The 15,997-nt window shown below is 52.7% G+C and carries 12 protein-coding genes; 2 read left to right on the top strand and 10 right to left on the bottom strand.

The genetic code is table 11. The features are described 5' to 3' along the window. Positions 1-14 precede the first annotated feature (14 nt). The 6 genes from ACOQPU_RS20860 to ACOQPU_RS20835 form a co-directional block, all read right to left on the bottom strand. On the bottom strand, positions 15-1,583 hold the full coding sequence (locus ACOQPU_RS20860) for an ArnT family glycosyltransferase (protein ID WP_420641766.1): 1,569 nt from the start codon (positions 1,581-1,583) through the stop codon (positions 15-17). After that, complete coding sequence (locus ACOQPU_RS20855) at positions 1,576-3,165, bottom strand: ArnT family glycosyltransferase (protein ID WP_420641765.1); 1,590 nt, start codon at positions 3,163-3,165, stop codon at positions 1,576-1,578. The genes ACOQPU_RS20860 and ACOQPU_RS20855 overlap by 8 nt, the downstream gene beginning before the upstream one ends. Positions 3,166-3,277: 112 nt before the next feature. Then, positions 3,278-4,738 (bottom strand): hypothetical protein, encoded by a 1,461-nt coding sequence (locus ACOQPU_RS20850; protein WP_420641764.1) that lies wholly within the window; start codon positions 4,736-4,738, stop codon positions 3,278-3,280. 90 nt (positions 4,739-4,828) lie between these two features. After that, a complete protein-coding gene (locus ACOQPU_RS20845; RefSeq protein ID WP_420641763.1) occupies positions 4,829-6,385 on the bottom strand; it encodes a hypothetical protein in 1,557 nt (518 codons plus the stop codon). 183 nt (positions 6,386-6,568) lie between these two features. Further along, positions 6,569-7,477, bottom strand: a complete 909-nt coding sequence (locus tag ACOQPU_RS20840) for a class I SAM-dependent methyltransferase (RefSeq protein WP_420641762.1) — start codon at positions 7,475-7,477, stop codon at positions 6,569-6,571. Next, entirely contained in the window at positions 7,474-8,226 is a 753-nt protein-coding gene (locus tag ACOQPU_RS20835) for a polyprenol monophosphomannose synthase (protein ID WP_420641761.1), read from the bottom strand. The genes ACOQPU_RS20840 and ACOQPU_RS20835 overlap by 4 nt, the downstream gene beginning before the upstream one ends. A 100-nt stretch (positions 8,227-8,326) precedes the next feature. On the opposite strand from ACOQPU_RS20835, the gene ACOQPU_RS20830 reads away from it, so the two are divergent. After that, the gene (locus tag ACOQPU_RS20830) at positions 8,327-9,052 is read left to right on the top strand and encodes an HAD family hydrolase (protein WP_420641760.1); all 726 of its coding nucleotides are present in this window, start codon (positions 8,327-8,329) and stop codon (positions 9,050-9,052) included. A gap of 3 nt (positions 9,053-9,055) precedes the next feature. Here ACOQPU_RS20830 and ACOQPU_RS20825 read toward each other — a convergent pair whose 3' ends face one another. The 4 genes from ACOQPU_RS20825 to ACOQPU_RS20810 form a co-directional block, all read right to left on the bottom strand. Beyond that, positions 9,056-10,213 (bottom strand): response regulator, encoded by a 1,158-nt coding sequence (locus ACOQPU_RS20825; RefSeq protein ID WP_420641759.1) that lies wholly within the window; start codon positions 10,211-10,213, stop codon positions 9,056-9,058. A gap of 184 nt (positions 10,214-10,397) precedes the next feature. Continuing rightward, the gene (locus ACOQPU_RS20820) at positions 10,398-11,474 is read right to left on the bottom strand and encodes an ABC transporter ATP-binding protein (protein WP_420641758.1); all 1,077 of its coding nucleotides are present in this window, start codon (positions 11,472-11,474) and stop codon (positions 10,398-10,400) included. Position 11,475: 1 nt separating this feature from the next. Beyond that, positions 11,476-12,477, bottom strand: a complete 1,002-nt coding sequence (locus ACOQPU_RS20815) for an ABC transporter ATP-binding protein (RefSeq protein ID WP_420641757.1) — start codon at positions 12,475-12,477, stop codon at positions 11,476-11,478. Between the two features lie 425 nt (positions 12,478-12,902). Next, the gene (locus ACOQPU_RS20810; RefSeq protein WP_420641756.1) at positions 12,903-14,204 is read right to left on the bottom strand and encodes an IS701 family transposase; all 1,302 of its coding nucleotides are present in this window, start codon (positions 14,202-14,204) and stop codon (positions 12,903-12,905) included. 314 nt (positions 14,205-14,518) lie between these two features. Between ACOQPU_RS20810 and ACOQPU_RS20805 the strand changes: the two genes are divergently transcribed. After that, positions 14,519-15,991: a choice-of-anchor Q domain-containing protein gene (locus ACOQPU_RS20805; protein ID WP_420641755.1), complete on the top strand. Its 1,473-nt coding sequence runs from the start codon at positions 14,519-14,521 to the stop codon at positions 15,989-15,991. Positions 15,992-15,997: the final 6 nt, after the last annotated feature.

Raw genomic sequence — 15,997 nt, 5'->3', positions numbered from 1 at the left:
TGCATTTGTAATCGTTACTCCACGCGCTCGTAAACTAGCTGCTCATCAAAGTGGGCAATTTGTTGGTACTTAGTGCTTAATTCTGCCATAAACCAGTCTGGCGGTGCGGGTTCCCGCCGTTCGTCGATGATGACTAAGCGAGTTTGGGGGGTAAAAAGTGCCTCCAAATTTTGTACCGCCTCTAAATCATATGGCCAAATAATATCTACAGGGCTTTGTCGCTCTGCCAAATAGTAAAGCTGCACATCCTGCGACCAATAATAAACGTGGTCTTCTGGCTCTGAGTTATGTTTGACATAAGTGGATAGCTCGTCGGCTCGCACCAACCGTTCACCAAAGCCAGGCCAGCCCATCTCTACAAATTGTGCCACGGTTTGCTGACCGCGCTGATAACGAAGGTAGTTGGCAGCGTATTTGCTGTTTTCAAACAGGCTCACCAGAATTGCCACAAAGAGCAGCATGGTAAAAACGGCCGTTCCCAGCCGCACCTTCCCCGCTCCCACCAAATCTCGATACAGTTTTCGTAAAAACCAGGCTGCCAAAAGCGCAAGTGCCGGCACAATGAGCAAATAATAATGGGCAAACAGCTCTAGTTTCAGTCCAGCCTCCACAAACGAAAGCAAATACCAAACTGGCAGCAGCACCAGCAGCCCTTTCCGCCACGGCCGTTTCAGCAGCAGCAACAAAAATCCAGCCAGGCTAAACAACAGCAACACCGCATTGTTCACCGCCAAGCCCCACAGCGGCAGCAGCGGATAAAGTAAAATGCGCATCGCGCCCGTTACTACTTCTTCATTCAGGCCAGAGGAACGGTCACTGTAGGCACCCACCAGCGTAAACACTTGCCACAGCCGGGGCAGAAGGCTCTGCACAGCAAAGTAGGTAGCAACGGCCGTTACGCCTCCCACAAAGCCCGCACCACTCCACACAGCCCGCTGCCAAAAGAGACGCCCGGCACTCGGCTGACGCCGCGTTTGCCACCAGCTAAGCAGCAATGCAACAGTACAGAGTGCCACTGGGGAGAGGTAAACTGCTTTGTAAAGAAACGCCGCGGCCGCCAGCAAGCCTACCCCCACAAATTGCCAGGCTGGTTTTTGCCGCTTTAGCAGCACGACCAACAGCCAAACGGCCGTAATCCTAAACAAATTGGCAAATAGCTCCGTTTCGGCCGTTTGGCCCCACAGCTGCAAATGGGCGCTAAGAATCGCGTAGAACAGAGCGGTAAGTACGGCCGTTCCCCAATCATCGGTCAGCTCAAACGCCAGTTTGTACAAAAAGTAAACCGTAGGCAGGGTCCACAGCAGCAGGAAAAATTGGATTGCCCAGGCACTGTCGCCAAAGAGAGCCATTGCCGTGGCGTAGGTGTAGTAAATGGCGGGCAGATGATGCCCCGTGTGATGTGTGCCGTACAGCGGTTCACCCGCCAAAATGAGCCGGGCATGGTAAGCGCGCGCCCCGCCATCATTGTCAATGAGCATTTCCAGAGCGGGAATGCGCAGGAAAATGGCAATGAGGAGTATGCCTAACAGCCAAAGCCACTGTTTTTTTAGGAGATTAGAGATTGGAGATTGGAGACTATTCATTGGCCAACTCGTACAGTTGATAGCCATCACGGGCAAATAAAAGATTGAACCCAGGCTGGTTTATAGGTTTTGCATACAGCTCATTGAGCGGCTGGGGGTGATTGGCATCTAGCAGCAGGTGGGTGACGCCGTACCGCGCCGCCGCCGCTTGCAAAACGGGAATTGGTTCGTTGGGGATACTGAGCGCGGGCAAGCCTGTATGGAAATAGACCCCCGGTGCATTGCCAGCCATGACGATGGCCGTTTCCGGCAGCATCTCCCCTACTTCAACATAAACTTCAGCTTCCAGCGTGCTGTCTGCCCGTGCATAAAACAGGACAGCACTGATGGCAAAGGCCACGATGATAAACAGCATGGCAAAGCGAGGTTTGGCGGTTTGCGGTTCCCAATGGGGTAGCTTGGTTGCCATCCAATCCACTGCGTAACCCAGCCCAGCCGTTGCCAGCACCATCAGCCACGGCCACAGTGCCACGGAGGAATGTAGCAAACCACCGCGCCCTCCCGGCAGCGTAAAAACAAGGCTCATGGCGACAAAAAGCAGTAGCGCATACCAACTCATCGGGCGCAAATAAGATCGCTTCCCCTCATCCCGCCACCATTTCAGCCAGCCCCACACAATCAGCGGCGTTAAAAAGACGAGTCCGCAAACCGCCACAAACGTTCCGCCAGCCAGCAGCAGGCCATTCAGTTTGGATTGCAAAATGTTCCCCCAGCCCCAATCCAGAAAGTGGGCTAGGTCGAAGGAACGGCCGTACGCAAACAGATCATCATATGTGGTTAGGAAAACGGTTTGGGTGCCGCTGGTGGGTAACGGCCGTCCAAAAACGCGCCAGTTGCGGATAAACCAGGGCGTCATCACCAACAGGTAGCCAAATAGAAGAAGAATTGGAGATTGGAGATTAGAGATTAAGGGTCGCTTTTCAATCTCCAATCTCCAATCTCTAATCCCCCAAAGCCAAATCAACCCACCAACCACCAACAGCAACGCCCCATCTGCCCGCGTTAAATGCGCCAACCCTGCCGTGATTCCCGCCAGAAGCCACCATTTTTTAGCAGGACGCTGCTGAGTAAAGGCAAGAAAGAGTAAGCAAAGTCCGCCCGCCCAGGCAAAAGGCACAAAGGTAGAAGGCTGGTTGAGGAAGCGGGTGTAAAACCCGCCGGAAGTGGTGAGGAGTACGGCCGTCCACACCTGCCACCGCTCACTGAAAAATTGTAAGCTAATCCAGTAAGCCAACAACGGTAGCAAGCCCGCCAGCAGCCAAAATGGTAGCTGTGCCGCCCAAAAGCCATCCTTCAGACTATAACCCGCCGCCGCCAGGATAGACGTCAACGGCATCCAGTAGCTATGGCTAGGCGCGGGCAGACCTGACGGATCATCTAAATATTGCCAGATGACTAGCTCCGTGAACCCTTCACCAGCCGCTAGCCGCTGGCCGTTGCTACTGTAATAGTAAGCGTCCATATACGTCGGCGTGGGCATTTGCACCGCCCAGATTGCCTGAAACAGCAGCCCAATCAGGGCCAGCCACAGCCAATCGGTACGCCGCCAGTCAGCAGATGATGATGATAAAGCTGATGTCATTTGTATGGACTATTTCTTGACGCAAAGGTGCAAAGACAAACAAGAGGCAAAGAAATTATTTATGAAAAATCCTTTGCGTCTTCCAAGTCTTTGCGTTCTTTGCGTAAAAACTCTATTCATTATGTCGTATAAACACGCGAGCTAAATGATCGCTATAAACTTCCTGCCAATCGGTGCTTACTTGCAGCACCGTGGCCAACGCCGAACTACGCCGCAGCAGCACCAGATCGACCGCCATTTCATCCAGCGGCTGCTGCCAATTTTCACGCACGCGGGTGGTTTGCAAATAATAGCTGAAGAATTCGTTGCCGTAGAGTTCGGTACGGCCGTCTATAAACACGGGAATGCGCCGCCAAATCAGGTAGCCACCCCACTCGTACGTGTTATAGATACGGCCGTCTGCCAATCCCGCTTCCTCAATAAAATCCACCGCCGCTACGGGGAAAGTGCGCTCTAAAGCCGCTTCATTGCCCGCCAGCCGCGTTTGCAGCCAGATGGCCCCAACCAGCAGCATGAGCAACAGCACCAAGCCATTGAGCATCTGCAAGAAGCGCGTCGGCGCAGTTTGTTTAGATGTGCCACTGGCCAATGGGTAAAGTCGTGTCTCGCTGAGGACGCTAAGCAAATGCCGGGCGATTATCGGCGCAGCGGCCACAGCAAACAGCGGAATGTGCCGCGCCGAAAGCAAGCCACCTGCGGCTGGCCCGCCAAACAGCAGCAAATCCGTCCAGGTTACCGGCCGTCGGGAATACACCATACTCACCACGCCCAAGGCCATCATCAAGCCAAAAAACCAGAAGTAAACCAGATGAAAATCGGGCGAATACCATTCCACGATGTTGCTTTGAATCACGTCGCTGCCCAGGGTTCCCAGTGGGAACAGCACCAAATCAATCCCACGCGGATTTACAAGAGCGGCAAGTAGAGAGAATACCGTTACACCGGCCAGTTGGCCTATCTGAGACCATGTGAGCGTCGTCTCATCTGGCTGGGCCAGGCGGCGTTGAAATGCTTCACCAACAACGTATGCGCCGAGCAGTGCCACGCCGGTGAGGTAGCCAGAGTGCATGTTGGCCCAGAGTGCCGTCACCAACGGCAAAAGCCACAAAGTCCAGCTACGCCAGCCTGATTGCCGCACGCCATCCACTACGTAAACAAATAAAGCTAAGAAGAGAATGTTGATCATCTGCGGGCGGACGCCCAGCGGCAAAGCAGCGGTAAAGTAAGCAACCAGCGTAATCAAGGCAGCCAGATACGGCCGTCCGGCACAACGCGCATACACCAGCATAAAGGCCACGGCCACAATCGCAGCAAACAGCAGGCTTAGCCCGGCCAGTCCCGCCAGCTCATAAACCAGCCACATGCCCAGATCAGTGAGCCATTGCTGCACAATCCACACGTTTTGCGGCACGGTATAGCTAAACAAATCAAACTGGGGAATGGTCTGCATCTGCCAAATCGCTTCGCCCGTGCGCAAATGCCACCACATGTCCGGGTCCAGCGTCTCCCGCACAGACATAACAAACAGGGCGATGGCAAGCAGGTAAGTGAAAAGGCGTCGGGTGGTTAACATAGCAAATTGGTGGCAAGTGATTGGTGGCAAGTAGCAGGTACGGTTTGTATGAGATCACTTGCAACCTGCAACCTACAACCTACAACCATCTCATTCACGAATAAATATCTCAGCAATATCATCTTCATAAACCTGCATCCATTCTGGGCTGGCGGTGAGAACGGCCGTTAATGGCGTCCCCCGCTCCATCAACACATAATCCACATCGTATTCGTCCAGCGGCTCTTGCCAGGTGGACTTTACCTCAAACGTCTCGCGGTAAAACAGCAAAAACGGATCGCCGTACACGTCGGCACGGCCGTCTACAAAAACAGGCACGCCCCGCCAAATGAGGTAGCCGCCCCAGTTGTAGCTGTTGTAGCCACGCGCCGCGTCCAGCCCGGACGCTTCTAAATAATCGACCGCCGCCACCGGATAACGGGCGGCAATCGCGGTTTCATTGTTGTCGATTTTAGAGAAGGTGTAGAGAACGGCCGTTCCCACCGCCACCAACAAAATCACCCAATTCAAAACGGCAAACAATGGTTTAACGGCCTGTTCCGGCTTTGATTCTTGGAAAACGGAGGCAAACCGGCTACTGGCAATCACATCCTGCCAATGGCGCACAATGATGGGTGTAGCCACGATGGTAAACAGCGGAATGTGCCGTGCCGACACCAAGCCGGCTGCACCTGTACCCAACAAAAGCAGCAGGTCAGTGATGGTCACTTTGGCTTGCGCTGTGGCCGGCGTCCTCGCCGTGCCACTTGGCGGCGCGGTCAGGAGAGCAGCCCTTCGGGACTGAGATGCGGCCGCAGCGAAATCGTTTTGGGGAATAGTTTTGTTGAAAATCCAGCCCAGCACCCCCAGTGCCAACATCCCAGCGAAGGGCCAAAAGTAGGTTTGATGAAAGTCGGGGGAGAGCCATTCCTGAATGTACGCCTGCATTGCACCGCTGCCCAGGGTGAGGAAGGGGTAAATCCACAGCTCAACGCCGCTGGGGTTCGCCGCCGCCGCCAAAAAGCTGACAACCGTCACGCTAAAAAGCTGGAAGATTATGGCCAACGGTAAAGTGCGCTCAGTTGGTTTGGCGATGAGCCAACGCTGCGCCGCATCCCCCACCGCGTAAGTGCCCAGCAAAACCACGCCGAGCAGGTAGCCACTGTGCAAGTTGGCCCAAATCAGCGTCAGCAGCGGCAGCCACCACAATGCCCGCACCCCCCACCTGCCATCTTTTACCCGCTCCAAAATGAGGACGAAGACGGCCGTTAGCAACAAGTTAAATATCTGCGGACGCACCCCCCAGACGATGGCAGAAGTGATGGCAGCCAACAAAACGACGAATGCGGCTAGATACGGCCGTCCCACACACGCCAAATAAAGCAGCCAATACGTTAAAGCAATGAGCGCCGCAAAAAAGAGAATAAGCCCCGGCAAGCCGCCCGCCAAATAGACCAGCCACATAATCAACTGGGAGAGCCATTCATGTGTTACCCATGCGTTTTGCGGCACGGTAAAGGTGAATACATCCTGCACTGGAATACCATTTTGCAGAATATATTCCCCCGTCCGTAAATGCCACCACATATCTGGGTCCAGCGTCTCGCGCACCGCCATCGTGAAGAGGGCAATGGCAAAGAGAGCCACAAACAATCGTTTACTGGTCAAAAAAGAGATTTTCGTCACAAAGAAACACGGTACTAGTAAACTCTGTCGGCAGAAATTACGCAGCGATTTTTGTAACAAGGTGACTGCGTTCTACGAACGCCTGGTGAATGGGTAACTGCATTTTGCGAATGCTTGGTGAACGGTCGCATTAACAATTAACCGTTCACAATTCACTATTCACAATTAATTTGGCCGTCTCGCATACACGGTAAATAAATCGCCAAAATTGAGGGGGATGGCCATATGCCCCAACCGCAAGCCGTTCACCACCCAGTTGGCCAGGCGACCCAACGGCCGATTCAACGCCTCAATCCGCGAAACAAAGTAGTTTAGCCGCAGATACCGCCCTTCCGCACCAGACCAAACCACCTCGAACCCATTTTTCTCTAGCATTTGGCGCAATGTTTTTTGGCTAAAGTAGTGGATGTGCATATCCATGAGCCAGGGCCAGCGCGGCCCCATCAGCTTGGCCATCAGGCTACTGATGTCCATGGTATGAATGACCACCCAGCCGCCCGGCTTGAGCAAGTTATACGCTTTGCCAATCTCACCCAGCGGGTCAGCGACGTGCTCAATTACGTCCCACATCGTCACCACGTCGAACTGCTCGCCGCGCAGCGCGGGGGCGTTTTGGGTGCCGTGAACCACGTTAAGCCCCTGTTTTTGGGCCACGCTGGCGGCCCACTCAGATGGCTCGACGCCGCACGCTTGCCAGCCTGCCTCACGGGCCGTCTCTACAAACACGCCAATGTACGCACCTACGTCCAGCAGGGAACGGCCGTTGGCCTGCCCCACCCGCTTCTCCATGGCGCGTAAATGTTTTTGGAAGGTGAGTTCACGCCCAGCCCGCTCTTGCACGTAGGTTTCATCGGTAACGGCCGTATATGCTTCCAGAATCTCCGCACCATCCCAGCGAGGGTTGGCATACACATGCCCACATTGGCGGCACTGCACAATTTGGGCATGATGCCCATACCCTGGATTGGTGCAGGAAAACGCATCGACCTCTATTTTTTCTTGCGGCTGAATCGTTGCGGGAAAACGAATTTCAAAATCATCCGCGCCGCATAAATTGCATTGAACATTAATCATGATGAGGAGATAGGCACTTCTGGTCGTCTTGGCTCGCCACCCCGCAACCGCCGAAACGCCAGCCGCAGCAGCGTGTATTGCGCTTTAATTACTTCATTGCGTGAGATTTTTGTGGTGCCTTTGCGACGATCTTCAAAAATGATGGGAACTTCCCCAATTTGCCAACCGCGTCGCTGGCACAAAAAAAGCATCTCCACCAAAAAAGAGTAGCCGCTGGAAAAAATACGATCTAGCGGAATAGATTCCAACACTTCACGCTGGTACAAGCGAAAACCGGCCGTGGCATCCCGTGCTTGCAGGCTTAAAAGTGAGCGGGCCACAAAATTTGCCCCTTTGCTTAACATCACGCGCTTCCAGGTGCAGTTGCGCTGCCCACCACCAGCCACGTAGCGGGAACCGATAACCACGTGCTTCTCCTTGCTTAATTCAATCATAGCTGGAATGTAGCGCGGATTGTGGGAAAAATCAGCATCCATCGTCATGATGCGCTTAGCCCCAATACCCAACCCTTTTTTGAAGCCTGCCAGATAGGCTGTACCTAAACCCATCTTGCCAGGACGATGGACCACATGCACCCGCCTTGGTTGCTTCGCAGCCCATTCATCCGCCAGCTTGCCAGTACCATCAGGTGAGTTGTCGTCTACCACAATCACACCAATGGCTACTGGCAACGCCAGCAATTGGGAGATAAGATCATCTAAATTATCTGCTTCGTTGTACGTGGGTACAATTACAAATGTATCTGTCATATGGTTAACCATCCTAAAAACTGGCCGATTGTAACGGCTACTTATCTGCCAAACAACTACAAAAGCCAAACGTTTCCCAACTTTCATGTCAGGAGTTCGCATGACAACACAACAGTACAAAGCAATCTTTTTTGATTTGGATGGAACGTTACGCATCCCCACGCCGTCACCAACCGATGCCTTTATCCAGTTCGCCCGTTCGCAGAAAATTGAAATTGGGACAACGGCCGTTCGCCGCGTAAAAATTTGGGCACACCGCTATTGGAGCCAGGACAAGTTGCTCAGCCAAGAGATGAACCGGTTGGGAGAAGACAACTTTTGGATCAACTATTCGCGTCAACTGCTGGAAACTGTGGATGCTACGGACAATCTGGACAAGAATGCGAAGCTAGTGCGGGAATATTTTGGCTCAGCATATGCACCAGAGGTGTCACTTTCGGCGGGGGCTGTGGAGCTGTTTGCAACGCTAAAGGAAGCGGGCCTAACATTGGGCGTGGTGTCTAATCGCACCCACCGCTTTGATGACGTGCTGGAGCAGTTAGAGATTACCGATTGGTTTGATATGACGCTGGCGGCTGGGGAAATTGGCTGCTGGAAGCCAAATACGGCCATTTTTCATCACGCGCGGTCTTATTTTGCAGATTTAGCAGCAGATGAATGTGTGTATGTGGGAGATAACTATTTTGCTGATGGGTTGGGCGCCAGCCGGGCGGGCATGTTGCCCATTATTTATGATCCAGATGGACTTTATGGGGGGTCAGAAATGGTTTGCGTAGACGCTCTGGCAAAGGTTACGGTCGCTCTCTCGCAATCTATTCACGATTGAACGTTACGCTGACGCATTGCCCTCATCACCAAAATCGATCAGGCCACGCTGCAACGCTTCTTCCAAGGAAATGCCGCGTGCGCTGCCACTTTCTTCACTGCCGGATAAATCCCAAAAAGCGTCCAGATCGGCCGTATCGTCTGATGGGCCATCCGCGGTAGACAGCAAATCCATTAGTTCATCTGGGGCAATGTCTAAATAGTCGGCTGGGGGGGCTGGTTCTGGCTCCGGTTCAATAACTGGCTCTGGAGGGGCAACGGCCGTTTCAACCACCATTTCGGCCGTATCCATCTCTTCAACCACAACTGGGTCTGGCTCCGCTGTAACGGGTGTTGCTGCCAGCGGCGTCGCATCCAGCGAGGGCAGCAGTTGCAGCAAATCCTTAATGGCGCGTTGGGTAAACACCCAAATCGTACCAATGCGCCCCCGCCGCGCTTCCATATCAAAAAAGAGAGTCAAAAAGTGATGGCGGCCCACATTGGCGCAGTAAAATTCAAACGCGCTGCCAGTGTGGTATTGCAGGGTAAACGGCTCTGTGGCACCCAGCTCATCTGCCAAAGAAAAGCTGTTGCTCAAATTATCGGCGACGATACCCATCAACTTGGGCAAGTCGAACTGACGGCCGTCTCCAGCCGAAAACAAAATCTCTCCCATTGCCGAAGCCAAGGTTAGATGAACTGCCCCGGTATCCACCCGCAAGGAGTCTAGGCGACGCTGCAAATCATCAGAAACGGCCGTTGCTGCGGTTTTTGTGACCAAAGGTGCCGTGGTGGGCAGCTTAACAGATTCACCATGCAGCGCAGTATGAACGACCGTTAGCACGCTGTCGGTATCCAATGGCTTTTGGAAATAGCGGTACACGCCAAGTTCAGTCGCCTCCTTTTTGCCTTGGCTAGAAGAATACGCCGTAATCATAATAACCGGCATATCCCGCCCCAGAGCCTTTAGCCGCCGCACCAAATCAAAGCCGCTCATGCCCGGTAGGCGCACGTCAGTAATGAGCAAATCAAAATGAGAGCGACGCAGCTCTAGCAAGCCTTCCTCGGCTGAAGGCACAGCCAGCACCTCACAATCCTGATTAGAAAGTTCCAGCATCGAGCGCAAGAACTCTAGCATTTCAAAATGATCGTCAACAACTAAAATTTGCTTTGCATCTGCCATAAGGTTATCCAAAATTAGGTTCGCTTTTTCCCATTATAGAGTCTGCCAACAGGTAAAGACAAGTAGACTATCGTCATGAACGGCCGTTGCCCCGCTTAAACCAAACAAAAAGGCCTGCCAGGGCAGACCTACTGTTAAAACTATCATGCCAGATATGTCATCTGCGCCAGGATGTTAAGCCATATCACACTTCAACAACGCGAGCCTCATCCGGCAGATTCTCGCGCGTTAGCTTGCTGGCACCCTTCTCGCCAGTTTCCAACAGCCAGCAGGCAGCATAATGCTCATCGCCATAATCTTTGAATGGTGGCTCTTCTTGCGAGCATTTGTCAAAAGCCAGCGGACAGCGCGTGTGAAAGCGGCAACCGGCTGGCGGATTGAGCGGGCTGGGCACATCCCCCTCCAAAATAACCCGCTGCCGTGTCAGCGTGGGGTCGGGGATGGGAATGGCAGACATCAAAGCCTGAGTGTACGGATGAAGCGGATCACGATACAGATCGTCCCGCGAGGCCATTTCTACCATCTTGCCCAGATACATCACCCCCACGCGGTCGCTAAAATGCTCTACCACGCTCAAATTGTGGGCAATAAACAAATAAGTGAGGCCAAAATCTTTTTGCAGCTCGCGCAAAATATTGAGCACCTGCGCCTGAATCGAAACATCCAGGGCCGAAACCGGTTCATCACAGACGATAAATTTCGGCCGCAGTGCCAGGGCGCGGGCGATGCCGATCCGCTGCCGCTGCCCGCCAGAAAATTCATGTGGATACCGCCGTGCATGATCTGCCCGCATCCCCACGCGGTTCAGCATCTCTACCACAATATCATACCGTTCGGCAGCACTTTTGTCGGTGTGAATACGCAGCCCTTCGGCAATGCTTTCACCAATTGGCATACGCGGGTCCAAGGAGGAGTATGGGTCTTGGAAGATGATTTGGATGTCCCGCCGCAACGCCTTCAATTCGTTGGCGGTCATGTCGAAGATGTTTTTGCCATCAAAAATCACGTCGCCAGACGTTGCTGGAACCAACCGTAGGATTGTCCGGCCGATTGTTGTTTTGCCACAGCCAGATTCGCCCACGAGTCCAAACGATTCTCCTTCATAAATGAAAAAGGAAACATCATCAACCGCTTTCACCCAACCCTGGGTACGTTGTAACAGCCCGCCGCGCACCGGAAAATGCTTCACAACATTTTTTACTTCTACCAGAATCTGCTTCTTTTTTGGCGCACTACCGTTCTGCTCGCTATCCTGTGCCATCTTAACGCTCCAATTCCTCTTCGTACAGCCAGCAGCGCACCTGCCGATTCGGGGCAACAGTTGTTAGCTCCGGTTCTTGCTCGGTGCATTGTGTTAATTCATGTTCAATCCGGGCCATGCAGCGAGGGGCAAATTTGCATCCTTGGGGTAAATCGATCAGGTTAGGCACTGAGCCGGGAATGGTCACCAGCTCCTTTTCGGCTTGACCCAACACGGGCGTGGAGCCAATAAGAGCGGCCGTATACGGATGCTTGGGCGATTCAAACAGCTCTACCACCGGGGCTTCCTCCACCACACGCCCGGCATACATCACCACCACCCGGTCACACATCTCGGCTACAACCCCCAAATCGTGCGTAATGAGGATGATGGCCGTTTCCATTTTTGAGCGCAGATTACGCATGAGATCCAAAATTTGGGCCTGGATAGTCACATCCAACGCGGTCGTTGGCTCATCGGCAATCAGCAGTTCAGGCACACAGGCAAGGGCCATGGCAATCATCACGCGCTGGGCCATACCGCCAGACAGTTCATGCGGATAGGCATTCACCCGCGATTCTGGCTCTGGAATGCCCACGATGTTAAGCAGCTGGATTGCGCGCTTTTGCCCGGCCTCTTTGCCTAAATCTTGATGAATAAACAAAACTTCTGATAGCTGATCACCGATTCTAAAAACGGGATTGAGGCAGCTTTGGGGCTGTTGGAAAATCATCGAGATGCGATTACCCCGGATTTTGATCATTTGGGATTCTGACAATTTCAGTAAATTTTCGTTGTCAAAGACAATTTGGCCTTCCACGATTTTTCCGGGCTGGCCGACCAGCCGCATAATTGAGAGGGAGGTAACGCTTTTACCACAGCCAGACTCCCCTACAACACCCAGCACTTCACCCCGCTTGACGTGAAAATCAATGCCATCAACAGCGCGAACAACGCCAGCCTCGGTGAAAAACTGCGTTTTTAGCCCTTTGACTTCCAAAATGGTTTCTTTGTTATTTTGCACGCCTTGCCTCTTTTTCCCTTGGTGGTTTCCCAATCCTTTGTAGCTGAAATATGGCTTTGGGGCTGAATTATTTGGTGTTGCCGATCAGGATAGGGCAATCATTTTACCAGAGCCAACTTTTCGATGCCATAGGTACATCTTTCAATCTTCAGGACTTACGCAGTGAAGACTACAAAAGTCTTGTTCTCTCTGGAATTTACATTATTAGACCCAAGACTTTTGTTGTCTATTTAAGGATGAATGCGTAAGCTCAATCTTTTAAGGTCCAGCAAAGCGTTGTTATTGAATTTCACGCAAGGGTGCACATCTAAAGGTTCGTTAGATAATAGTGGATAGCAAAACTTCGATGGATGAAATTGCTTGGTGGATGTACAAGGTCGTAACTTCGCTCGTAAGTGAAGCTGACTAGTTTGACAATGTTAGATTCACGGGCCACGAGCCTTTCTAAGCCGTGACTTTCGTGAGCGAGTACGATTATCCAAGTGTTTGACAACCAATTCAGCCGCCTGGCGTGACGACAACTGCGGCAACGGCAACGCGGCTCGTAGCAAGGTACGAACGTTAACAATCGATAAATTGGGCAAAGTATCCGTTTCGTAGGCAGCCAACAAAGCCGGGTCACGAGGATATGCCTCCGTCCACTCGAGCAAGGTTTCGGTGATGAAGGCACTGGCCATGATGGTCAAGGCGAGATGGTGAACCCAGGCAGGGTACTTCTGGGCCTGAAATTCATCCCACCCCAACTCCGATTTGGCGTCCTGCTGGGCCCGTTCGATGAAGTAGCGATGCGACTTGTGCCGGGCCATTGTCTCCAGAGGAATATCAGCCGGGGCATTGCTCAGTGAATAAGTAACTTTACCGTTGGCGCGGCGGATCAGCAGCCATTCCTGGCGGCAACTTCCCTCTTCACTGACGGTCCACACCCGTTGCCGGGCAAATTGGGCAGTGAGATGGCCCCGTTCATGTGGACGAAGGGTGATGGCGGTGAATGAGAACGCCGATGCCAGTTGTTCAGGTGTGGTCTGACTGCCTAACACAGTAATTTGGACATGCTTGCGCTTTGGTTCCCGGATGACCTGAGGTTTCTCCAGATAAAGCGACAAGTTGCAGGGAATATCGGCAAAGTATTGGATGGACAGCTGGTCTAATTCAGCCCGCAACCAGTGGCTGCGGCCATACAAGCTGTCGCAGTCAAAGGCGTCAAAGGCGACGCCATTGGCCAGGACCCGCTTGACCATGACCAGTACCAGTTCGATCTTGGTCTGAAATTCCCGGTCAGCGGGGATGGCTAGCTTGTTGCGTCGCCGCGCATAGGCCGGGGTGAACCATTTTTCTGGCAAGTACAGTTCGCCATCAATCCAGGTGCGGTAGCCATCTTTGGCCAAGGCCAAAAACACACCCACCTGACTCATGTCAACTTTTCCCAGGCGACCATTGTGCTGCCGACTGCTGCCGGCGCTGCCATCACCGGCCTTCTCCTCTGCACTTTCATCAGCAATGAGGACACTGCCTTGCTGGTAGTGGGGCAAACTGCTGATATCTTGTTGCAGGACGGCGATCAAATCGTTCCCGGCCCAAGGTGAATCGGCGATGAATTGTTGCAGATTTTGTTCGGGGATTCCCGCTACACGGGCAATCCCGCTGATATGCCGGTTGCTCTCCATTCGTAACAAGCCACTCAGGTAATGATAGCCATATTCACTGGTATCGCGTGTCTTGGTTTTCATCCAATAACGATAACGTTCATGATACTGGTCAAGCCGCTCACCCAATTTATCGATAGCTGCTTCATTTAGCCCCCACTGGGCTAACCGTGAAGTTTTTTCTTTTCCATTTTCAAATTTTACTGATATTGGCTCTCACGAGCCTAATTTAACATTGTCAAACTAGGATGCACCGCGTGGGTGAGAAGGCTTGTTTTGGCAGAAACGGCCGTCTTCGTCATCACCAACATCCAAGGAATAAGCATTCTTTTTTATTTGGTAGTGCCAAAATCTTATCGTGCGTGTCCTTGTTCCTCTTTTTGGAAGGAGGTTTTTTTATGTTGCAATCAGATCTTTCTATTCGATTAAAAATAAAAAAGCGCTGGCTGGCCATCTGCATGGCTTTGCTCATCGCTTTGCTGGCAGCCCAATTCGGCGTGCAACCATCCCAAGCTGGCGGCACCGTCTGGACGGTTTGCCTATCTGGCGGCTGCAACTTCAATAATCTACAAACAGCGATTGATGCCGCATCCGATAGTGACATTCTCACCTTCCCGGTAAATCGGGAAACGTATGGGGCAGTAACTATCAACAACAAAGCAATTACGCTTCAAGGGAACAATACAGAGATTGATGCCGCCGATTCAGGAACGGCCGTTACCATCACCAACGGCAGCAAAACTGTTACGTTTAACGACTTTTCCATCCAAAATGGCGGCAGCAGCAACGGCGCAGGCATTCTGCTCATCAACGGTAACCTGACCTTGACTGATGTGTCGTTGAGCAGCAACGATGCCACCAACGATGGCGGGGCACTGTATGTGGGCAGCAGCGGCAGCAGCGTTAACCTTACCGATGTGACGATGCAGGTAAATACGGCCGTAAACTCTGGTGGAGCCATTTACAACAATGGCACGATCACCGCCAATAATCTCACCTTAACCGATAATGAAGCCCCCGACGGCGGCGGCATTTATAACAACGGCACCCTGACCTTAAACAACCTATCGACTATGCAAAGAAACATCGTCACGCAGTCAGGGGGTGGTATTTATAACGACGCAAGTGGCGACCTGACCATCACGGCGTCCAATTTTTCTAACAACGAAGCAGCCAATGGTGCGGCCGTTTACAACGAAGGCCTCTTGCAAGTGACCAACAGCAATTTGGGCAGTGGCAATGTGGCCGCACAGGCAGGTGGCGGGATATTCAACAGTGGCCAAGCAACCTTGCTCAACAGTACCGTTGTGCAAAATGATGGCGAAACCGGGGCGGGCATCTACAACGAAGGTGCCCTGACCGCCACCAACAGCACCCTGAGCCGCAACGACGGTGCCAACGGAGCAGGCTTGTACAACAACAGCGGCACGGCCACGCTTAACAATGTCACTATTCACCTCACCATCGGCACGTCCATTTTCGCCAATGGCGGCACGGTCAACGTGAGCAACAGCATTATCTCTTCTGTCTCTGGAAATACGGCCTGTGGCGGCGGGGGGAACTTCAATTCCAGCGGGTACAATTTGGCCAATGACCAAAGCTGCACCTTCCTTACGGCCGCTGGGGATTTGCAAGGGCTAGATCCCGATCTAAACGGAATTGATACACCAGCCGATGGGGCAGCGTTTCACGCGCCAAAACTGACCAGCCCGGCGGTGGATGCGGGAAACCCAGCTACACCGGGCAGCGGCGGCAATGCTTGTCTCGCTACAGATCAACGCGGATTGGAACGGCCGCAATCGAGCCGATGTGACATTGGCGCAGTGGAAATAACAATTTTCCGCCTGTATGTGCCAGCAATATCAAAGTAAAGAGGT

The organism is Candidatus Leptofilum sp. (assembly GCF_965223285.1).
Taxonomy (GTDB): Bacteria; Chloroflexota; Anaerolineae; order Promineifilales; family Promineifilaceae; genus Leptofilum.
This window is presented reverse-complemented; position numbering and strand designations above follow the sequence as displayed.

Bases quoted from the DNA above. Each gene is read 5' to 3' on its own strand.
- ACOQPU_RS20860 (WP_420641766.1), bottom strand. From the start codon at position 1,583: ATGAATAGTCTCCAATCTCCAATCTCTAATCTCCTAAAAAAACAGTGG.
- ACOQPU_RS20855 (WP_420641765.1), bottom strand. From the start codon at position 3,165: ATGACATCAGCTTTATCATCATCATCTGCTGACTGGCGGCGTACCGAT.
- ACOQPU_RS20850 (WP_420641764.1), bottom strand. From the start codon at position 4,738: ATGTTAACCACCCGACGCCTTTTCACTTACCTGCTTGCCATCGCCCTG.
- ACOQPU_RS20840 (WP_420641762.1), bottom strand. From the start codon at position 7,477: ATGATTAATGTTCAATGCAATTTATGCGGCGCGGATGATTTTGAAATT.
- ACOQPU_RS20835 (WP_420641761.1), bottom strand. From the start codon at position 8,226: ATGACAGATACATTTGTAATTGTACCCACGTACAACGAAGCAGATAAT.
- ACOQPU_RS20830 (WP_420641760.1), top strand. From the start codon at position 8,327: ATGACAACACAACAGTACAAAGCAATCTTTTTTGATTTGGATGGAACG.
- ACOQPU_RS20825 (WP_420641759.1), bottom strand. From the start codon at position 10,213: ATGGCAGATGCAAAGCAAATTTTAGTTGTTGACGATCATTTTGAAATG.
- ACOQPU_RS20820 (WP_420641758.1), bottom strand. From the start codon at position 11,474: ATGGCACAGGATAGCGAGCAGAACGGTAGTGCGCCAAAAAAGAAGCAG.
- ACOQPU_RS20810 (WP_420641756.1), bottom strand. From the start codon at position 14,204: ATGAAAACCAAGACACGCGATACCAGTGAATATGGCTATCATTACCTG.
- ACOQPU_RS20805 (WP_420641755.1), top strand. From the start codon at position 14,519: ATGTTGCAATCAGATCTTTCTATTCGATTAAAAATAAAAAAGCGCTGG.